Genomic DNA, 19819 nt, shown 5'->3' on the forward strand with positions numbered 1-19819 from the left:
GATAGGTCCCACTACCTGGATTGGGGTCGTTTGAGCTGGTCTTGCACCGCGTTCTCGACAGGAATAAGAACGTGTTCTACTCTCAGGGGCACACGAAGACCGCTTGTACCAGCACCAGGCAGGAGCAACTGGCGAGATGACGCAAGAAGTAGTTGAGCGGGTCGAGGCGCTGCTGCCCGCCCTGCGTGAGCGCGCCCAGCAGGCCGAGGATCTGCGACAGATCCCCGAGGAGTCCATCAAGGAACTCGAGGCCGCCGGATTCTTCAAGCTGCTTCAGCCCAAGCAGTGGGGCGGCCACGCGGCCGACCCCGTCGTCTTCTACGACACCGTCCGCAAGATCGCCAGCGCGTGCGGCTCCACCGGCTGGGTCGCGGGCATCATCGGCGTCCACAACTGGCACCTGGCCCTGTTCGATCAGCGCGCGCAGGAAGAGGTCTGGGGCGAGAACACCGACGTCCGGATCTCCTCGTCGTACGCGCCCATGGGCGCCGGCGTGGTGACCGAGGACGGCGAGGGCTACACCGTGAACGGTTCCTGGGCTTGGTCTTCGGGCTCGGGCCACGCGGACTGGGTGGTCGTCGGCGGACCGGTGATCAAGAACGGCAAGCCGGTCGACTTCGGCTCGTTCCTGATCCCGCGCAGCGAATACGAGATCAAGGACGTCTGGCACGTGGTCGGGCTCAAGGGCACCGGCTCCAACACCATCGTCGTCGAGAACGTCTACGTGCCCCGGCACCGCTTCCTCAGCTTCCGCGCCATGAGCGAGCTGAAAGCGCCCGGCCTGGAGCAGAACACCGATCCGGTGTACAAGATGCCTTGGGGCACCATCCATCCCACCACCATCTCGACTCCGATCGTCGGAATGGCTTACGGCGCTTACGAAGCCCACGTGGAGCACCAGGGCAAGCGCGTGCGCGCCGCCTACGCCGGTGAGAACGCCAAGGACGACCCGTTCGGCAAGGTGCGCATCGCCGAGGCCGCCAGCGACATCGACGCCGCGTGGCGTCAGCTCTCGGGCAATGTCGCCGACGAGTACGCCTACCTGCTGCGCGGCGAGGACGTGCCCTTCGACGTGCGCGCCCGCGCCCGCCGCGACCAGGTGCGCGCCACCGGCCGCGCCGTCGCGTCGATCGACAAGCTGTTCGAGGCTTCGGGTGCGACCGCGCTCGCCAACGGCACTCCGCTGCAGCGCTTCTGGCGTGACGCGCACGCCGGTCGGGTGCACGCGGCCAATGACGCCGAGCGCGCCTACGTCATGTACGGCACCCACGCGTTCGGGCTCCCGATCACCGACACGATGGTGTAGGCGATGACCGCTGTCGAGGAAATCACCTACGAATCCACCTCGCGCTACGCGCAGGTGCGGCCGGACCTGAAGCTGCACTACCACGAGGCCGGGGTCGGCAACGGCCCCACCATCGTGCTGCTGCACGGCGGCGGTCCCGGCGCTTCGTCGTGGTCGAACTTCGCCAAGAATATTCCGGTGCTGGCCAAGGACTTTCACGTTCTGGCGGTCGACCAGCCCGGATTCGGCCTGTCCGACAAGCCGACCGAGCACCCGCAGTACTTCGTGCACTCGGCCTCGGCGCTGAAGGACCTGCTCGATCACCTCGAGATCACCGATCGCGTTCACCTGCTGGGCAATTCGCTCGGCGGCGGCGCGGCCACCCGCTTCGCGCTGGACTACCCGGACCGGGCCGGCAAGCTGGTGCTGATGGGCCCGGGCGGTCTGTCCACCAACCTGTTCGCGCCGGACCCCACCGAGGGCGTGAAGCTGCTGTCCAAGTTCAACTTCGAACCCACGAAGGAGAACCTGGAGGCGTTCCTGCGGATCATGGTCTTCGACCAGAAGCTGATCACGCCGGAACTGGTCGAGGAGCGCTTCGCCTCGGCGTCGCAGCCGGAGTCGCTGGCGGCCACCCGCGCCATGGGCAAGTCGTTCGCCGGACCGGACTTCGCCAAGGGCATGATCTGGCGCGACGCCTTCAAGCTGCGGCAGCCCGTGCTCATGATCTGGGGCCGCGAGGACCGCGTGAACCCGATCGACGGCGCACTCGTGGCCTTGAAGATGGTGCCGCGTGTACAACTGCATGTGTTCGGTGGTTGCGGCCACTGGGCGCAGTTGGAGAAGTTCGACGAATTCAACCGCCTGGCAACCGACTTCCTGCTCGGCGTCAAGGAGAAGTGAGCATGAGTATCAAGGCGCTCGGGTACATGCGCATCGAGGCCACCGATATGGCGGCCTGGCGGGAGTACGGGCTCAAGGTGCTCGGCATGATGGAGGGCGACGGGCTCAACCCCGACGCACTCTACCTGCGCATGGACGATTTCGCGGCGCGCCTGGTGATCGTGCCCGGCGAGCAGGATCGGCTGCTGGTCTCGGGCTGGGAGGTCACCGACGCCCGTGGGCTGCAGCAGCTTCGGGAGACCCTCGCCAAGAACGGGATCGCGTTCACCGAGGGCACCAAGGAAGAGCTCGGGGAGCGTCGCGTCGAGGGCATGATCCGGTTCCAGGATCCGGCCGGCAACACCCTCGAGGCGTTCTACGGCGCGCAGTACCTGGGCCGCCGCTTCGTCAGCCCGTACGGCCACAAGTTCGTGACCGCCGAGCAGGGGCTGGGCCACGTGGTCCTCACCTGCACTGACGACGCTGCCGCGCAGGCGTTCTACCAGGACATCCTGGGCTTCCGCCTGCGTGACTCCATGCGGCTGCCTCCTCAGCTCGTCGGCCGTCCCGCCGACGGCGACCCGGCCTGGCTGCGCTTCTACGGATGCAACCCGCGCCACCACGCGCTGGCGTTCCTGCCGCTGCCGAACCCGACCGGGATCGTGCACCTCATGGTCGAGGTGGAGAACTCCGACGACGTCGGCCTGTGCCTGGACCGCGCCAACCGCAAGAAGGTCAAGATGTCGGCCACCCTCGGCCGCCACATCAACGACAAGATGCTGTCGTTCTACATGAAGACGCCGGGCGGGTTCGATATCGAATTCGGTTGCGAGGGACTCGAAGTCGATGATCACTCGTGGATCGCGCGGGAATCCACCGCGGTCAGCCTGTGGGGCCACGACTTCAGCGTCGGATTCAAGTAGGCGAGAGCGGACAGGGGCGGCAAGCGACATGACCACCGAGGAATACCCGTTGATCGACGGGCGGCAGTTCCGGAATGTGCTGGGGCAGTTCTGCACCGGCATCACCGTCATCACCACTTTCGATGGCCAGGGCGAGGAGCGGGCCCCCATCGGGTTCGCGTGCCAGTCCTTCGCCGCCCTGTCCCTCGATCCGCCGCTGGTGCTGTTCTGCCCCACCAAGGAGTCCCGCTCCTGGGCGGCGATCGAACGCAACGGCAGCTTCGCCGTCAATATGCTCGCCGAGGAGCAACAGCCGGTGTGCGCCCGCTTCGGCTCCCGCGAACCCGACAAGTTCGCCGGAATCGACTGGCACACTTCCGAACTGAACCTCCCGGTGCTGGACGGCGCGTTGGCCACGATCCAGTGCACTGTGGACAACGTGCTCGACGGCGGCGATCACTACATCGTGATCGGCCGAGTCCAGGCCCTGTCGGAGTCCACCGACTCCGGCAGGCCGCTGCTCTTCTACCGAGGCCAATACACGGCCATCGAACCCGAGAAGACCACCCCCGCCCCCTGGCGCGCCGACCTCGAACACTTCCTCACCACCACCACGCTCGACACCTGGCTGTAGGCCGGCGACTCGACGATGCCCGCACGGTGACGCCGCGCGGGCATCGTTCGTTCACGCTCGCGATGGTGCCGGACGGAAGTAATTTCATTGTGCGCGTTCCGATTCGGGTCTTTCATATTCGACTGGCGCGGAAGCTCGGGGGTCGCTAGGGTCGGGGCGTTCCGCGGCCGAGTCGGCGCGGGTGAGTACATCTTCCGGGGGTAAATACCGCATGGCATTTCGTAAGTCGACGATTCAGAAGCAGTTGGCGGCCAAGCTGGCCGAGTTCGCGCCGCAGGGCGAGCAGATGCAGGTGGCCTTTCAGGCCATTACCGGGCCCAGTCCTTGGGTCGATGATCTGCCCTACGTGCGCTTCATCATGATCTTCCTGCGCAAGTACTACTTCGTGGTGCTGACCCAGACGTCGGTTGTGCTCATCGAGTGCAGCAAGTGGAGTGGGCGGCCGACGAACTTCATTGCGGCCGAACACTTCAGCACCGCGCAGTTCACCGATATGCAGATCAATCCGGTCTGGTCGAAGGTCTTCTACCAGCTGCCGAACACGGTCGCGCCGGAGCGCCTCAATGTGCACCGCCGGTGGCGCACCGAGCTCGACGCCCTGGTGGCCCGGCTGCCCCGGCGCTTCCAGGCCGCGTAACACGCAGCCCGTCGCCGTCAGGCCGCCGCGCGCGCCTGGCGGCGGTATTGGCCCGGCGCGAGGCCGTATTCGCGTTTGAAAGCCTTGCCGAAGGCGAACTCCGAGCTGTATCCCGCTCGGGCCGCGACCTTTTCGATGGCAAGATCGTCCTCGCGGAGCAGTTTCGCCGCGGTGGTCAGCCGCCAGCGGGTCAGATAGGCCAGTGGCGGTTCGCCGACCATGGCATTGAACTTGCGGGCGAAGGCGGCGCGGGACAGGCCCGCGTGATCGGCGAGGGACTGCACCGTCCAACCCGCCGCCGGGTCCTCGTGCATGGCCGCCAAGGCCGGTGCGACCGCCGGATCCCGCAGCGCCGCAGCCCATCCCACCGCCTGGGAGCGCGGCTGATCCTCGATCCAGGCGCGCAGGATGTAGAGCAGCAGCGAGTCGATGAGCGCGGGCACGATGCCGTGCGAGCCGAGACGCGGGTTGTCCAGCTCCGCGCCCAGCAACTGGATGGCCGCGGCCAGTTCCGGATGCCTGCCGTGCCTGGCCGGCAGGTGGATCACCTCGGGCAGCTGCCGCAGCAGCGGATGCGGACGCTGCCCGTCGAGGTGGTAGTTGCCGCAGAGCAGGCTGGCGGCCGGGCCGTCACCGCCGAGCTGCAGCACGCCCACCGGCGGGCGCTGCAGGTACTGCTCGGGCCGGGGAATCTCCGGAGTGGTGTCCGGGTGGTCGGCGAGAATGTGGCCCGCGCCGTCCCGGACGAACACCACATCGCCCGGGCCCAGGGCGATCGCCTGCGCGGGGTCCTCGGTGGGATAGAACCAGCAGGTGCCGTGCAGCACCACGTGGAATCCCGCACCCGCGGTCGGCGGCAGCTGGAGCGCCCAGGGCGCGCGGCCGTCGGTCCGTACCGAATTCGGCACGCCGGTCCGCATGGAGGCCAGGGCCTCGGTCAGGACGTCCATCGCTGCTCTCCTTCACTCCGGAACCCGTGCCCTGCAACCCGGATCCCGCCCCGATTATTCGCCGCCGCCCTCATTCGACGGTCAGCACCACCTTGCCGACGACCTGTCCCGACGCCACGATCTCGTGCGCCTTCCCCGCCTCCTCGAGCGGCAGCGTCTCGGCGATGGTCGGCGTCAGCTCGCCCGCGTCCACCAGCTCCGCGATCTGCTCCAGGGCCGCGTAATCCGGCTCCACCGAGATACCCGCGAAACGCCGCCCCGCCGCCTTCACGGCCGCCTCCAGCTCCGGGTTCATGTGCTCGAGGATTGTCACCAGCGTCCCGCCCCACTTCAGCACCCGCAGCGAACGCTCGCCGTCGGCCACGGAGTCGAAGACGATATCCACATCCTGCACGACCTGCGTGAAATCCGTTGTCCGGTAATCGATCACCTCATCGGCACCCAGGCTCTTCACATAGTCGTGCTTGGCCGCGCTGGCCAACGCGATCACATACGCGCCCCGCGCCTTCGCGATCTGCACCGCCAGATGCCCGACTCCACCGGCGGCCCGGTGCACGAGCACCCGGTCCCCCTCCTTCACGCCCGCCTTGTCGACGAGCCCCTGCCAGGCCGTCAGCGCCGCCAGCGGCAGCGCCGCCGCCTCGACATGGCTCAGCGACTTCGGCTTCCGCGCCACCTGACGCGAGGGCGTCGCCACATACTCCGCGTAACCCGTTGCGGCACGGGGGAAGAACGGCATCCCATAAACCTCTTCCCCGACCTCGTATCGCGCCCCGGGCCCGGTCGCCTCGACGACACCCGAGATATCCCACCCGACCCCGAACGGCGGCTGCCCGAGCAACGGGAACGCCCCCGACCGCACCGCCACATCAACAGGATTGATCGCACTGGCCTTCACCCGAACCAGTACTTCACCACTCAACAGCTCCGGCTTCTCGGTCTCCACGACCTCCAAAACCTCAGGCCCACCGAAGCTCTTCTGAATCACCGCACGCATCGCCTTCATCTCCCTGACGCTGTCTCTCGGCCCGTCCCTCGAACCGAACACCGACAACGTTATGGAGCAGACAGAAGACTTTGAATGCCCTGCAGTCTCCCGTTTTTGTCTCTAAGTATCCGAAGAGAGACGAGCTAGGAATCCAGGCCCCGCCTTCCGCAACCTCGACAGCGCGACAGCGGAAACCGGCCTGCTGATTCCCTTCGCACGATCTCTGCGGGAGTGGCCGGCGACGGCAGAAGTACATTCCGACCCCGAGTTGGCCCGCCGCCTACGCGGACCGTTCGACATCAGCGAAGCCGCCGATGTCGAACGTCCGGGTAGGGCAGATGGCTGATCAACTTGACAGAGGTGACGAAGTACGGCGACCTACAGGAAACAATGGCGATACGAAGTCACCGGCAGCGGACGGATCTGGTACGCGATCGATGATGAGCGACGCGTCGTATGGGTAACCCTGGCCGGAACGGGCCATCCGCGCCGAACTGAGCGTCATCGGCACTGAAAACAGAACTGGGCCGCAACCGGAATCGGTTGCGGCCCAGTCTTGGTGGAGTCAGGCGTTGGCGGCTGACTTCTCTTTTTCGCGCTGGAGTTCGAGGGCGATGTCGATGAGTTGGTCTTCCTGGCCACCCACGAGCTTGCGCTTACCGGCGCGGACGAGCATTTCTGCTGCCGAGACGCCGTAGCGTTCGGCCTGGCGCTCGGCGTGACGCAGGAAGGAGGAGTAGACGCCCGCGTAGCCCATCATGAGGGCCTGGCGGTCGAGGAGGCATTCGCTCGGCATGGCCGGGCGGACAACATCTTCGGCGGCGTCAGTGACCGCGAAGAAGTCGACGCCGGTCTTGATGCCGAGCTTGTCGCAGACGCCGATGAAGGCCTCGACGGGGAGGTTGCCCGCGCCCGCGCCGAAACGGCGTGCGCTGCCGTCGATCTGGGTGGCGCCCGCGCGGACCGCGTAGACCGAGTTGGCGACGGCCAGGCCGAGGTTCTCGTGGCCGTGGAAGCCGACCTGGGCGTCGTCGCCGAGTTCGGCGACGAGAGCCGAGACGCGATCCGTAACCTGGTCCAGCACAAGCGCACCGGCGGAGTCGACGACGTAGACGCACTGGCAGCCGGCGTCGGCCATGATGCGGGCCTGCTTGGCCAGGTTCTCCGGGGTGGTGGAGTGCGCCATCATCAGGAAGCCGACGGTCTCGAGGCCGAGGTCGCGGGCCATGTTGAAGTGCTGGATGGAGACGTCGGCCTCGGTGCAGTGGGTGGCGATGCGGCAGATCGACGCGCCATTGTCCTGCGAGATCTTGATGTCTTCCTTGACGCCCACGCCGGGCAACATGAGGAAGGCGATCTTGGCCTGCTTGGCGGTCTCCGCGGCCGCCTTGATCAGTTCCTGCTCAGGGGTTTTGGAGAAACCGTAGTTGAACGAGGAACCGCCGAGGCCGTCACCGTGGGTGACCTCGAGGACGGGCACACCGGCGGCGTCGAGCGCGCCGACGATGTCGCGCACTTCCTGCACGGTGAACTGGTGCCGCTTGTGGTGCGAGCCGTCGCGCAGGCTGGTGTCGGTGACCCGGACGTCCAGATCCGCCGAGAACGGCTTCAGAATGTTCGAATTGCTCACTGTCGGAACTCCTTACACCCGAGCCGAGATGATCTGGTTCGCCAGCACCTCGCCCACGCGGGTGGCGGCGGCGGTCATGATGTCGAGGTTGCCCGAGTACGGCGGCAGGAAGTCGCCCGCCCCCTCGACCTCGACGAAGATCGAAACCTTGGCCATACCACCGGAAACCAGCGACGGCTCGTCGAACTGCGGCTCGTTGAGCAGCCGGTAGCCGGGCACGTACTCCTGGATGGACTTCTCCATCCGGTGGATCGACTCGGTGATGGCGTCGCGGTCGGCGTCCTCGGGGATCGCGCAGAAGATGGTGTCGCGCATGATCATCGGCGGCTCGGCCGGGTTCAGGATGATGATCGCCTTGCCGCGCTTGGCCCCACCGATGGTCTCCACACCGGCGGAGGTGGTCTTGGTGAACTCGTCGATGTTCGCGCGGGTGCCGGGACCGGCGGACACCGAGGACACCGACGCCACGATCTCGGCGTACTCGACCGGCACCACGCGAGACACCGCGTGCACCATCGGAATCGTCGCCTGGCCACCGCAGGTGATCATGTTGACGTTCATCTCGTCACGCAGCGAGTCGAGGTTGACCGGCGGGATCACGGCCGGGCCGACCGCGGCGGGGGTGAGGTCGATGGCGCGGATCCCGGCGTCGGCGTACTTGGGCGCGTAGGCCCGGTGCACGTACGCGGAAGTCGCCTCGAACAGCAGGTCCGGCTTCTCCGGCAGCGCCAGCAGCCAGTCCGCACCTTCGGCGGAGGTCTCCAGGCCCAGGCCGCGGGCCCGCTTGAGGCCCTCCGACTCGGGGTCGATGCCGATCATCCAGCGCGGCTCGATGGACTCCGAACGCAGCAGCTTGTACAGCAGATCGGTGCTGATATTGCCGGACCCGACGATCGCGGCGGTGACTTTGCTTGCAGTCACGGCTTTCTCCTACTCGGTGAGGTCAGTGTCTGTGCGACGCGGCCTGTTTGATTCAGGCTTACGCGAAACCCAGATGGACGGAACCGAGTCCGGCGAACTCGGCGATGAACTCGTCGCCCGGGCGGGCGTCGATGGCACGGGTGCAGGAGCCGGGCAGCACGATGTCGCCCGCCTTCAAGCGGACGCCGAAGGAGGCGACCTTGCGGGCCAGCCACGCCACCGCGATGGTCGGGTCACCGAGTACGGCGTCGGAGCGGCCCTCGGCGATGACCTCGCCATTGCGGGTCAGCACGGCGTCGATGTTCTTGATATCCAACTGATCCGGCGAGACGCGCTGCTTGCCGAGCACGTATCCGGCGGAGGAGGCATTGTCGGCGATGGTGTCGCAGAGCGCGATCTTCCAGTCCTTGATGCGGGTGTCGATGAGCTCGATGGAGGGCGCGTAGGCGACGGTGGCCTTGCGGACATCCTCTTCGGTGCAGTCCTCGCCGGGCAGGTCGGCGCCCAGGATGAAGCCCACCTCGACCTCGACGCGCGGGTACAGGTACTTGGCGGTGTCGACCGGAACGTCTTCGAAGACTTCCATTTCCGCGAGCAGGTGCCCGTAGTCCGGCTCGTCCACGCCCATCATCTGCTGCATGGCCTTGGAGGACAGGCCCACCTTGTGGCCGACCACCTTCGCGCCGCCGTCGAAGCGCTGCCGCATGTTGATGAGCTGGATCTCGTAGGCGTCGACCACGTCGATCTCGGGGTACCGCACGGCCAGCGGATCGATCGGAACGCGGGTCCGCTCCGCCGCCGCGAGCTCATCGGCCAGTTCCTTGCGTAGCGCGTCGGTCAGCACGCTGTGTTCCTTCCATCGGGGGTACCGGCCGGTGGCCTTCCGGTAACGAGACTAGAAACTGAAACGAGTTTTTGTGAAGAACGTCGCTTCAGCAGTCCCATCTGCCAGACCAACATAGACCAAACCAGGATTGATTCTATAACGTGTTCTACATGACTGATCGGGATTACGACGTGGTGGTGGTCGGCAGCGGTGCCGCCGGTATGTCCGCCGCCATCACCGCTGCGCACCACGGTCTGCGCACGGTGCTCATCGAAAAGGCCGCTCATTACGGCGGTTCTACCGCGCGCTCGGGCGGTGGCGTCTGGATTCCCGGAAACAAAGTGCTGAAGGCCGCGGGCAAGGGCGACGACCTCGACGAGGCGCGGACCTACCTGTACAGCATCATCGGAGACGTGGTGCCGAAGGAGAAGATCGACACCTACCTCGATCGCGGCGCGGAAGCCTTCGACTACATGCTCGACCACTCCGCGCTGAAGATGTGCTGGGTGCCGGGCTACTCCGACTACTACCCGGAGGCGCCGGGCGGCAAGGCGGATGGACGCTCGTGCGAGCCCAAGCCGTTCAACCTCAAGGTCCTGGGCGCGGAGCGGTTCAACCTGGAGCCCGCCTACAGCAAGGCGCCGCTGAACGTCGTCGTCATGCAGGCCGACTACAAGAAGCTCAACCTGATCCGCCGCCACCCGAGCGGCATCGCGCGCGTGCTGCGCGTCGGCACCCGCTGGGCGTGGGGCAAGGTCACCGGCAAGGCGCTGGTCGGCATGGGCCAGGCCATCATCGCGGGTCTGCGCAAGGGCCTGCTCGACGCGAATGTGCCGGTGCTGCTGAACACTCCGCTGACCGGCCTGGTGGTCGAGAACGGCGTGGTCACCGGCGTCGACGCCGAGCAGAACGGTGAGGCGGTCCGGTTCAACGCCCGCTACGGCGTCATCCTGGCCAGCGGCGGCTTCGAGCACAACGCCGACATGCGGCACAAGTACCAGCGCGAGCCCATCACCACCGAGTGGACCACCGGTGCGGCCGCGAACACGGGTGACGGCATCCGCGCGGGCATCGAGGCGGGCGGCGACATCGCGTTCATGGACGACGCGTGGTGGGGTCCGACCACCTTCCGCGGCGAGGGCAAGCCCTGGTTCTGCCTCGCCGAGCGCAACCTGCCCGGCTCCATCATGATCAATACGCAAGGGCAGCGATTCGGTAATGAGTCCGCTCCTTACGTCGAGGCTGTGCACACCATGTACGGCGGCGAATACGGGCAGGGTGAGGGTCCGGGCGAGAACGTGCCGTGCTGGCTCGTGTTCGATCAGCGCTACCGGTCTCGCTACATCTTCGCCGGATTGCAGCCTGGCCAGCGGATTCCGTCCCGCTGGATGGAAAACGACCTGATCGTCGTCGCCCCGACGGTGGCCGAATTGGCCGAGAAGATCGGGGTTCCCGCGGACAAGCTGAGCGCCACCATCGAGCGCTTCAACGGCTTCGTCGAGACCGGCAAGGACCTCGACTACAACCGTGGCGATTCCGCCTACGACCGCTACTACGGCGACCCGACCATCAAGCCGAACCCGTGCCTGAACAAGCTCGAGGTCGGCCCGTTCTACGCGGTGAAGATGGTCCCCGGTGACCTCGGCACCAAGGGCGGTCTGGTCACCGACAACGACGCGCGCGTGCTGCGCGAGGACGGGACCGTGATCGAGGGTCTGTACGCGGCGGGCAACACGTCCTCGCCGGTCATGGGCCACACCTACGCCGGTCCCGGCGCGACCATCGGACCCGCGATCACCTTCGGCTACTTGGCGGCCCTCGATGTCGCGGCCAAGAAGAAGAACGGCGCACCCGTCGCCGAGAAAGCGTCCTGAACCATCCCAACCTGGTTCAGGATCGGGTTGGGCGCGAGTCGGGTCACGTCGAGTCCGCGCCCAACCCACCCGCATGCCCTGCCGTACCGCTCTATCCCGGCGGGGCATGGGGAAGCACAACTGAACGCCCGGACCGCCACCACCGAACGCTCTTTCGGGTGGCGGGACCGGGAGCAGACTTTCGAGCGCGCCGACGCAGGACCCGCTCAGCGGAGCGGGGGCTTGCGGGGAGGCGAACCGCGCCGGACCATCGGACGCGAGTGACGAGGAGAACCTTTCATGCCCATCGATTTGAGTGTCGCGCTCGGCGCGCAGATTCCCGCGCGCGAATTCAGCTGGTCCGCCAGCGATGTACAGACCTACAACCTGGCGCTGGGCGCGGGCAACCGCTGGACCGACGCGGCCGAACTGCGCTACGTCGACGACCGCGAGCCCGCCGTGCTGCCGTCCTTCGCGACCGTCGCCCCGTCCTTCCACGAGACCGAGCCGCCGAAGGTGAAGTTCGACGGCATCGACATCGATCTGGCGAAGGTGGTGCACGGCAGCCAGGAGGTCATCGTGCACCGCCCGATCCCGGCCTCGGGCAAGGGCAGCATCTCCGGGCGCATCACCGACATCTGGGACAAGGGTTCCAACGCTGTCGTCTGGCGCGAGGACACCGCCGTCGGCTCCGACGGCGAAATCCTGTGGACCGCACGCTCATCCATCTTCGCCAAGGGCGAGGGCGGATTCGGTGGCGAGCGCGGCCCCAGCGCCAAGACCGAACTCCCCGACCGCGCACCGGATTTCGAGGTCCTGACCCCCACCCTCCCGCAGCAGGCGCTGCTCTACCGCATGTGCGGCGACCGCAACCCGCTGCACTCGGACCCCGAATTCGCCCGCAACGCCGGCTTCCCCAACCCGATCCTGCACGGCCTGTGCACCTACGGCCTGGTCCTCAAGACCGCCACCGACACCGTGCTGGCCTCGGATGTCGCCCGCGTCAAGGGCTTCCGCGCCCGCTTCGCCGGCGTCATGTACCCCGGCGAGACGCTGCGCTCCCGAATCTGGCAGCAGGACGGCGAACTCGCCATCGCGGTCACCGTCGTCGAGCGCGACGACGCCCCCGTCCTCGCGGACGTGGTCCTCACGCACTCGTAACCCCGAAGGGCTTCACGATCAGGGAGCTCTCAGCGTGGGAAATCGGACAGATTTCCGCGGTGGGAGCTCCCTGATCTTGTTTCAGCAGGCTTGCGGAAGGGTGGCGTAGTGGAGGGCGGCTACCAGGTCTTCGCGGGTGAGGGCGGGGCAGTCGGAGAGGAGTTCGGTGGGGGTGACGCCGGTGCGGAGTAGGTCGACGATCAGGGCTACCGGGTAGTGGGTGCCGAGGATTACCGGTTCACCGCGGCAGATGGCGGGGTCGAGGGTGATGCGGTGGAGGAAGGACATGTCATCGGAGGCTAGGGGGCGGAAGTAATCGAACTCTGAGGTAGCTGTTGGCCTGGGCTGTGGGGTGTGGGACCGGGCGGTTGGCCTAGAGTCGGGCTCATGGGCGACATCGTGATGTATGGGGCCGATTGGTGCGGGGATTGCCGGCGGGCGAAGGTGTGGTTTCGGGAGAACGGGGTGGCGTTCACCGAGGTCGACGTCGAGCAGGATGAGGCCGCCCGGGAGCGGGCGATCGAGATCGCCGGGGGTCGGAAGAACATTCCGGTGGTCGTGATGCCCGATGGCGCGGTGCTGATCGAGCCCACCAATGCCGAGCTCGCCGCGGCGCTGAAGGGCTGACCCGGCGGGCGACGTCAGACCCGCGCCGACACCCGGCCGCGGTTCTCGCGGGCGAACTGGCCGGGCGATTGCCCCTTCCAACCACGGAAGGCGGAGGTGAACGCGGAGACGCTGGCGTAGCCCAGGCGGATTGCGGCCTGTTCCACCGTCATTCCGGCCACGAGGAGTTCCTCCGCCAGCAGACCCACTGTCTCCGTGGACAGCTCGCGGAAGGTAGTCCCCTCATCGGCCAGGCGGCGGCGCAGGGTGCGGACACTGACGTCCAGTTCGGCGGCTATGCGTGATTGGTCGGCTATGCCGCCGCGCGAGATGAGCAGCTGGCGGACCTGGCCGCTGATGCCCTGGCGGCGCTTGCGGCGCTGCATGAGTTCGGCGCACTGCTGTTCATAGAAGCGGGCGGTCGCCGAATTCGCCTGCGGCAACTGGAGATTCTGAATACTGGACGGTCCGGTAACCACCGAGCGGGGCGCGTTGAAGACGACCTCCTCGACACCCAGCATGGCCCCGAACATCTCGTAGACCGGATGCGGCGGGAAGGCGACCGCGACCCGGGTGATGGGCGGCCGCATCGGCATGACGTCCTGCTGAATGGTCCAGATGGCGGCCACATCCCGCTCCACCGCGAACCGCCGCACCTCGGGCGGCACGCCGCTGTCGTCGCGGACGATGGAGACGTCGTCGCCATTGAAGACGAGATGGTGGCGCGCGACCGTGAAGGACAGGTCGGCGTAGCGCAGCGCCATGTCCACGGCGTCGCGCACGGTGGGACAGCTCATCAATGCGAACCCGAGGACTCCGAGACTCGGTGGGTGACACAGCAATCCGGCCATAAGCCCCATTCCGGGCTCGTCACCGACGCCGGAGACGACATTTCGCATCAGCGACAGCTCCTGCGCGAGGGTGATCTCGGCGGTGGAGTCGAGCAGATCGCGCTCGCGAATCCCGGTGTGGCGCAAGAGATCGGGCACACCCAGGCCGCGAGCGACCGCGAACTCCACGAGGAGCGCCGCGCTGGTGATGGAGCGCAGCTGAGCCTGACCGTCCGTCACATCGAAATGGTCGCAAACTTTCAGCGTGTCGGGGGGCGGAACGAGCGGGGAAGTTGCTGAAAGCGGCCGAAATTCGATTGTTTCTGACCCAGGACGCGCTGGAGGCGTAACGTCTTCAGGCATACGGTGAATATCTAGCTAACCAACTGAATATCTAGCTGACTACAACCGATAGACATGGAGAAGGTGAACCAATGGCCGCCTGGCAAGTGTTCACGGCCACCCTCGCATCGCTCGTGATCATGGCGATCACCATCATGAGCCTGCACCACCCCCATCACGATCCGGACCGGCTCTCGGTGGAACGGATTCGCGAGCGAATCAATAACGAGCACAACACATTAGCCCTGGCAACCAGCGATCCCTCCGTCTGGTCTCACGTCGCCCCGGACCACCCGCTGGATGTCCAGGAAGCCCATCGCACCATGCAGCAGCACCGCCGCTGCCCGGTTGCGGAGTGCGGGCGCAAAGCCGCGGCATTCCGGGCGCTCATCGACGCGGGCCGCATCAAGCCGACCCGTATGCCCCCCGCCCTGCAGTAAGTGGCCGCACGCCGGCCCGCCCGGCATCCGGACAGAAACCTCACAGTCCGGACAGATATTCGGGCGGGACGGCGGCCACCAACCAGACCCCGTTGGTGCTGACCCGGAAGACGTGCCCGTCGCGGTGCATAGCCGCGGCATCCACGGTCAGCACCACCGGCTTGCCACGCCGGGTCCCGACCTTGACGGCGGTCTCCAGATCCGCCGACAGATGGACGTCGTGGCGGCGCATGGGCTTCAACCCCTTCGCGTGAATTCCGGGCAGTGCCACGCCAACGGTGCCGTGGTAGAGCAGATCGGGCGGCGTGCTCGCTCGATACTCCAGGTCAACGTCGACACTGTGTCCCTGGCTCGCGCGTATGCGGGTTCCCGTCGCATCGAATTCGAAGCGGCGCTTGTTGTTCCGCGCCACCACCTCGTCCAGCTCGGGCCGGGTGAGCGCCCTTCCGTGTGCGCCGAGCGCCGACAGCAGGGCCGAAACCTCCACCCAGCCCGCCGAGTCCAGCGTGAGGCCGATCTCCCCCGGTGCGTGTCGAAGATGCCTGGACAGCCGCTTCGAGGTCTTGATCATTTGCTTCTCTTCCATGCGGGCGAGTGAACCAGCCCCGCATCCGGATTCGAAGCGATTTCGGACGGCGCTCGGCTCAGTCGCGCACCCGGTCGTCGGTCAGGCCGCGAACCAGCAAGGCGTACAACAGGATCACCGTGAACGGCGCGAGAATCGGCACCCAGGTCAATCCCGCGGGCAGCACCGTGGCCGCCCCGGCGGCGACGGTGAACACCAGCGCGCCCGCCACCGACGGCACCGTGGTGGGCACCACCCCGACCGGAGCCGAGATCGAGGCGGTGTTCAGCAGATAGGTGGTCGCCACGAGCCCGATGCCGCCCGCCACCAGCGCCCCGGTCCCGACCCACGCCAGCGCCGCCATGGCCGCCAGCACGGCCAGCACGGCGCACACCCGCCACCGCCACCCGGCCGCCGCCAGCAGCGCCACCGGAATCGCCGCCCACGGCAATACGATCGCCACGGCGGCCGCGAGCAGCAGGCCGGACAGCACGGCGAGGAATCTGGTCATCGGCGGACCCTCACGGTGCGGCGATGTTCGGGGATCAGGCGCATCACCTGGTCCAGGCGCGTGTCCTCCGGCCATCCGACGATGTCGACGCCGACCGTGCCCATATCGCGGTACATCGACGCGCGCTCGAGCTGCCACATGCGGGCCAGCGTCGAGTCCAGGCCGTCCCCGAAGGGCGGTCCGCGCAGCACGTCGACCACGACCACCACGTGCCCGCGCTTGCGCAGATCGATGAGGGCCAAGGCGAATTGGGTGTCGAGCAGGGTCGAGAACGCCACGACGACCGCGCCGATCGGCACGGCGGAGTGCGGGGCCAGCGTGCCCTGCATTTCGATGTGCTCGTCGCCGACGTCGAGGACGGTGTCCACGATGCGATAGAACTGGCGGCGGCCGATGTCCGGGCGCAGCCAGCGCGGATTGCGCCCGAGGCAGACGACCGCGGTCCGGTCACCGGCCTGCAGCGCGGACTGCGCCACCTGCGCCGCGCCGCGCACCGACAGCTCGAGCGAGTCCGACGCGGGCCCGGGGGCCTGCATCGAGGTGTCCAGCAGCACAACCACATCCGCGGCCCGATTGGTGAACCGCTCGGTCACGAACAGCTGTCCGCGCCGCGCGCTCACCGGCCAGTTGACCGTGCGCAGCTGATCTCCGGGCGTGTAGACGCGAATATCGGCGTATTCCACGCCGGGCCCGTGCCGCCGCGTCAGATGGGTGCCCATGCGTTCGGGAAGTTCGGTGCGCGGCAACCGCATTCGCTGCGGATCGGTGATCGGATAGATGTACAGCTCCCCCGCGGGCAGCCGCACCGACGCCACTGCCAGCCCGGCCGGGCTCAGCGCGCTGACCCGCATCGGCACCGGATACCGTCCCCAGCGGGGCGCGGACAGGGCCAGCCGCAGCCCGGCGGGCGCGACGCCGGAGTCGACGGTCTCCTCGACGTGGATCTCCATGCCGTGCATGGGTTCCGGATGCAGCCGCAGCAGCGCGTGCCCGCTCTCCACGAACGCGGCCGCGGTCAGCACCACCTCCTCGGTCTCGAAGCAGCGCAGCACCCCCGCCCCGTCCACCTGGATCTTCGTGCGCGACTGCTGCAACGGCGCGGTCGCCAGCACCCCGAGCATGGGCGCGGCGAACACCACCAGCTGCCATTTGCCCAGGATCACCGCCAGCACCAGCGCGGGCGCGGACACCGCCGCGAGCATGAACACCAATGGCGCGGGTCGCCACCGCAATTCGGCCTCGACGGACGTACTGGTATCGCGATGCTTCATGACCTCGCCCGCTTTTCGACGCCGAGCAGGTGCGTTCGGCCGGAGTCTCGCTCCCCGCGGTGGATTCCGGCCGAACGCACGCCGGAACGACGACGGGCGTCCTCGGCGATGCGCGGGTATCTGTCACTCATACGCGGCTCACGACGGCGTGCTGGCGCGAGGCGCCGGGAGGCGGCGCAACAGTTCGGCGATGACGTCCTCGCCGCGGATGCGGCGCACCCACATCTCCGGACGCAGGGTGATGCGATGGGCCATGGCCGGGATGGCGAGGGCCTTGACGTCCTCGGGGACCACATAGTCGCGGCCGTTGAGCAGCGCTCGGGCGCGGGCCATCTGGACCAGGTCCAGTTCGGCGCGGGGGCTCGCGCCGACCTCCACCTGGGGATGGCCGCGGGTGGCCGAGGCCAGGGAGACGACATAGCCGACCACGTCGGGGTGGACGGTCACGTATTCGACCGACTGCCGCATCTCCATCAGGCCGTCGGCGTCGACCACCTGCGCGATCTGGGCGGGTTGCGCCCCGCGTTCCAGCCGGCGGCGGATCATGTTCATCTCGTCGTTCTCCGACAGATAGCCCAGCCGCAGCTGCATGGCGAACCGGTCGAGCTGTGCCTCGGGCAGCGGGTAGGTGCCCTCGTACTCGATCGGGTTGTCGGTGGCGAAGACGATGAAAGGCTGTGGCAGCGGAAAGGTTTCGCCGTCGATGGAGACCTGCCCCTCGGCCATGGCCTCGAGCAGCGCGGCCTGGGTCTTGGGCGGGGTGCGGTTGACCTCGTCGGCCAGCAGCATATTGGTGAAGACCGGACCGCGCCGGAAACTGAAACGGCCCGAATGCATGTCGTAGATGGTGGAGCCGATCAGGTCCGCGGGCAGCAGGTCCGGGGTGAACTGCACGCGTGTGAAGTTCAAACCCAGCGCCGACGCGAACGACCGCGCGATGAGGGTCTTGCCCAGCCCGGGCAGGTCCTCGATGAGGATGTGGCCGCCCGACAACACCGCGACCATGATCAGCTGCAGTTCGTCCCGCTTGCCGACCACGACCCGCGATACCTCGCGCAGCACCGCGTCGGTGCGCTTGATGGTCAGGTCCATCGGTGATGTCATCGCATATCTCGCATCTCGTCTCACATGTCCTGTAGCCGGCGCAGGATCTCGTCCAGGGCGGCGCGACCGGGTGCGCTGTTGACCTGATCGCGCAGCGCCGAATTGGCCGGGTCCACCCAGCGCCACAGTTCGGGTCCGAACTGCAGTTGTCCCGCCACCTCCAGCGCGCGCCGGTTCTTGTTCATCCGGTGCCCGCTGGTCAGTTCGAATTCCTTGGCCAGCAAGGGCCGCAGGTGCCGATCCCAGTCGGCGCGCGAGCCCTCGGACCGGTCGGCCAGCATCTGGGCGCGCGCCTGCCAGCGGCGCAGCATCTCCGCCGGGCCGTTGTCGATGTCATTGTCCTCGGGCTCGGGCGGCGTCAGCCGCCGTGACCGCTCCACCAGCGACCACACCAGCAGCCCGAGCGCACCCGCCACCGGAATCCCGGCAATGGCCACCAGGGAATCGCGCTGATTGTTGTAGGCGAGGATCTCGAACATGGCCGCCAGCAGCAGCGTGCCGATCACGATCACGGTCCGGTTCATGCGGCCTGCTCCTGCAGATCGGCCAGGACGATGCGCAGCAGCTGTTCGGCCCGCATGCGCTGCCACTCCAGCATGGAGTGCGGGCTGAACCGCGCTTCCTCGAACAGCGCCACCAGCTCTCGCGCCGAGGCGTCGCGCAGGAATCCGCGGTCGAAGGCCCGCGCCAGCACCTCGGACGGGGTGTCCGAGGCCAGCGGCGCCACCTCGCGCGCCGTCGCCAGCCCGCGTTCCATGGCGACGTAGCAGGCGATGATGGCGGTGCGGGGATCCTGCCCCGGCGCGATCATGGCCGCCAGACCCATCTCCGCCACCTTGGCCAGCGAGACCGCCTCGGCCGGAGTGGGCGGCGACAGCGGCGTGCGCGAGAGCGAGGGCGCGCGGTTGGAACTCACCGCCGCCACGACCAGTCCCGCCATCGCGACCAGGACCAGCACCCCCGCGGCGATGCCGACCAGCAGCAGCGCCGTCCCCGACAGCGGCGGGGAGGAGACCGTATCCGGTTGCGGGGCCACGGTTTCGGTGGGCAGTTCGGTCCCCGTGGGCGCGGCCGTCGGCTGCGACCCGACCTCGCTCTGGCGCGCCGGGGTCACCAGGTACACCGACACCACGGCCGTGACGATCAATGCGATGGCCGCGACGCCGATCAGCACCAGGATCCCGATCCGCCGCAATCCCAGCCCGCGCAGGGCGTTCTCGCGATCAGGCTCGGGCATGGCCAGCGGCAGCCGGTGCTGGCTGTTGATCACGCCCGCGATCAGGATCACCATCGACACCAGCAGCAGCACCGGCATCAAGGCCAGCGAAACCGCGGACGAAGGATGCGGAGCGGTGGGCCCGCCGGTCCCCGGAATGTATCCGCGCAGTGCGACGACAGCGAGCATCACGAGCCCGATCAAAGCGATCGCGCGCGAGGCCACGGTCCCCACCCCAGTCACGAATACTCCTAACCAGAGTCTT

Annotated in this window: 22 protein-coding genes; 9 read left to right on the plus strand and 13 right to left on the minus strand. The window is 67.4% G+C overall.

The window, feature by feature from the left end; genetic code table 11:
- Positions 1 to 136 precede the first annotated feature (136 nt).
- The 5 genes from hsaA to GPX89_RS19205 all read left to right on the plus strand — a co-directional run bounded on the left by hsaA (position 137) and on the right by GPX89_RS19205 (position 4340).
- Positions 137 to 1306 carry a 3-hydroxy-9,10-secoandrosta-1,3,5(10)-triene-9,17-dione monooxygenase oxygenase subunit gene (gene hsaA, locus GPX89_RS19185; RefSeq protein WP_157388922.1) on the plus strand — a complete coding sequence of 390 codons (1170 nt, stop codon included), beginning with the start codon at positions 137 to 139 and terminating at the stop codon, positions 1304 to 1306.
- 3 nt (positions 1307 to 1309) lie between these two features.
- On the plus strand, positions 1310 to 2188 hold the full coding sequence (gene hsaD, locus GPX89_RS19190; RefSeq protein ID WP_157388923.1) for a 4,5:9,10-diseco-3-hydroxy-5,9,17-trioxoandrosta-1(10),2-diene-4-oate hydrolase: 879 nt from the start codon (positions 1310 to 1312) through the stop codon (positions 2186 to 2188).
- Positions 2189 to 2190: 2 nt separating this feature from the next.
- Positions 2191 to 3090, plus strand: coding sequence for an iron-dependent extradiol dioxygenase HsaC (hsaC, locus tag GPX89_RS19195; RefSeq protein ID WP_157388924.1), 900 nt, complete (start codon positions 2191 to 2193; stop codon positions 3088 to 3090).
- A 28-nt stretch (positions 3091 to 3118) separates the two neighbouring features.
- Complete coding sequence (hsaB, locus tag GPX89_RS19200; RefSeq protein ID WP_157388925.1) at positions 3119 to 3703, plus strand: 3-hydroxy-9,10-secoandrosta-1,3,5(10)-triene-9,17-dione monooxygenase reductase subunit; 585 nt, start codon at positions 3119 to 3121, stop codon at positions 3701 to 3703.
- A 211-nt stretch (positions 3704 to 3914) separates the two neighbouring features.
- On the plus strand, positions 3915 to 4340 hold the full coding sequence (locus tag GPX89_RS19205; RefSeq protein WP_157388926.1) for a hypothetical protein: 426 nt from the start codon (positions 3915 to 3917) through the stop codon (positions 4338 to 4340).
- 17 nt (positions 4341 to 4357) lie between these two features.
- Here the strand turns inward: GPX89_RS19205 and GPX89_RS19210 are convergent, their stop codons facing one another.
- The 5 genes from GPX89_RS19210 to GPX89_RS19230 all read right to left on the minus strand — a co-directional run bounded on the left by GPX89_RS19210 (position 4358) and on the right by GPX89_RS19230 (position 9673).
- Complete coding sequence (locus GPX89_RS19210; RefSeq protein ID WP_157388927.1) at positions 4358 to 5290, minus strand: AraC family transcriptional regulator; 933 nt, start codon at positions 5288 to 5290, stop codon at positions 4358 to 4360.
- Positions 5291 to 5360: 70 nt separating this feature from the next.
- A complete protein-coding gene (locus tag GPX89_RS19215; protein ID WP_328602013.1) occupies positions 5361 to 6296 on the minus strand; it encodes an NADP-dependent oxidoreductase in 936 nt (311 codons plus the stop codon).
- 547 nt (positions 6297 to 6843) lie between these two features.
- Positions 6844 to 7908, minus strand: a complete 1065-nt coding sequence (gene dmpG / locus GPX89_RS19220; protein ID WP_328602014.1) for a 4-hydroxy-2-oxovalerate aldolase — start codon at positions 7906 to 7908, stop codon at positions 6844 to 6846.
- Between the two features lie 12 nt (positions 7909 to 7920).
- Complete coding sequence (locus tag GPX89_RS19225; protein ID WP_328602015.1) at positions 7921 to 8829, minus strand: acetaldehyde dehydrogenase (acetylating); 909 nt, start codon at positions 8827 to 8829, stop codon at positions 7921 to 7923.
- 58 nt (positions 8830 to 8887) lie between these two features.
- Entirely contained in the window at positions 8888 to 9673 is a 786-nt protein-coding gene (locus tag GPX89_RS19230; protein WP_328602016.1) for a 2-keto-4-pentenoate hydratase, read from the minus strand.
- Positions 9674 to 9825: 152 nt separating this feature from the next.
- Between GPX89_RS19230 and kstD the strand changes: the two genes are divergently transcribed.
- Complete coding sequence (kstD, locus tag GPX89_RS19235) at positions 9826 to 11529, plus strand: 3-oxosteroid 1-dehydrogenase (protein WP_157388928.1); 1704 nt, start codon at positions 9826 to 9828, stop codon at positions 11527 to 11529.
- Between the two features lie 279 nt (positions 11530 to 11808).
- Positions 11809 to 12669 (plus strand): MaoC family dehydratase, encoded by an 861-nt coding sequence (locus GPX89_RS19240; RefSeq protein WP_157388929.1) that lies wholly within the window; start codon positions 11809 to 11811, stop codon positions 12667 to 12669.
- Between the two features lie 81 nt (positions 12670 to 12750).
- Here GPX89_RS19240 and GPX89_RS19245 read toward each other — a convergent pair whose 3' ends face one another.
- Positions 12751 to 12957, minus strand: a complete 207-nt coding sequence (locus GPX89_RS19245; RefSeq protein WP_157388930.1) for a DUF433 domain-containing protein — start codon at positions 12955 to 12957, stop codon at positions 12751 to 12753.
- A 99-nt stretch (positions 12958 to 13056) separates the two neighbouring features.
- Here GPX89_RS19245 and GPX89_RS19250 point away from each other — a divergent pair, with 99 nt between their 5' ends.
- Positions 13057 to 13296, plus strand: coding sequence for a glutaredoxin family protein (locus tag GPX89_RS19250; protein ID WP_157388931.1), 240 nt, complete (start codon positions 13057 to 13059; stop codon positions 13294 to 13296).
- Between the two features lie 14 nt (positions 13297 to 13310).
- Here the strand turns inward: GPX89_RS19250 and GPX89_RS19255 are convergent, their stop codons facing one another.
- The gene (locus GPX89_RS19255) at positions 13311 to 14345 is read right to left on the minus strand and encodes an AraC family transcriptional regulator (protein WP_198347496.1); all 1035 of its coding nucleotides are present in this window, start codon (positions 14343 to 14345) and stop codon (positions 13311 to 13313) included.
- Positions 14346 to 14539: 194 nt separating this feature from the next.
- Here GPX89_RS19255 and GPX89_RS19260 point away from each other — a divergent pair, with 194 nt between their 5' ends.
- Positions 14540 to 14887 carry a hypothetical protein gene (locus GPX89_RS19260; protein ID WP_157388933.1) on the plus strand — a complete coding sequence of 116 codons (348 nt, stop codon included), beginning with the start codon at positions 14540 to 14542 and terminating at the stop codon, positions 14885 to 14887.
- A 40-nt stretch (positions 14888 to 14927) separates the two neighbouring features.
- On the opposite strand, the gene GPX89_RS19265 is transcribed toward GPX89_RS19260, so the two are convergent.
- From GPX89_RS19265 to GPX89_RS19290, 6 genes are all read right to left on the minus strand, one after another.
- On the minus strand, positions 14928 to 15473 hold the full coding sequence (locus GPX89_RS19265) for an RNA 2'-phosphotransferase (RefSeq protein WP_157388934.1): 546 nt from the start codon (positions 15471 to 15473) through the stop codon (positions 14928 to 14930).
- A 58-nt stretch (positions 15474 to 15531) separates the two neighbouring features.
- Positions 15532 to 15963 carry a hypothetical protein gene (locus GPX89_RS19270; protein ID WP_157388935.1) on the minus strand — a complete coding sequence of 144 codons (432 nt, stop codon included), beginning with the start codon at positions 15961 to 15963 and terminating at the stop codon, positions 15532 to 15534.
- Positions 15960 to 17234 carry a DUF58 domain-containing protein gene (locus GPX89_RS19275; RefSeq protein ID WP_157388936.1) on the minus strand — a complete coding sequence of 425 codons (1275 nt, stop codon included), beginning with the start codon at positions 17232 to 17234 and terminating at the stop codon, positions 15960 to 15962. The genes GPX89_RS19270 and GPX89_RS19275 overlap by 4 nt, the downstream gene beginning before the upstream one ends.
- A gap of 138 nt (positions 17235 to 17372) precedes the next feature.
- Complete coding sequence (locus GPX89_RS19280; RefSeq protein ID WP_157388937.1) at positions 17373 to 18338, minus strand: AAA family ATPase; 966 nt, start codon at positions 18336 to 18338, stop codon at positions 17373 to 17375.
- 20 nt (positions 18339 to 18358) lie between these two features.
- Positions 18359 to 18862 (minus strand): hypothetical protein, encoded by a 504-nt coding sequence (locus tag GPX89_RS19285; protein ID WP_157388938.1) that lies wholly within the window; start codon positions 18860 to 18862, stop codon positions 18359 to 18361.
- The gene (locus tag GPX89_RS19290) at positions 18859 to 19797 is read right to left on the minus strand and encodes a DUF4129 domain-containing protein (RefSeq protein WP_328602017.1); all 939 of its coding nucleotides are present in this window, start codon (positions 19795 to 19797) and stop codon (positions 18859 to 18861) included. The genes GPX89_RS19285 and GPX89_RS19290 overlap by 4 nt, the downstream gene beginning before the upstream one ends.
- Between the last annotated feature and the right edge of the window lie 22 nt (positions 19798 to 19819).

The organism is Nocardia terrae, assembly GCF_009760405.1.
GTDB lineage: Bacteria > Actinomycetota > Actinomycetes > Mycobacteriales > Mycobacteriaceae > Nocardia > Nocardia terrae.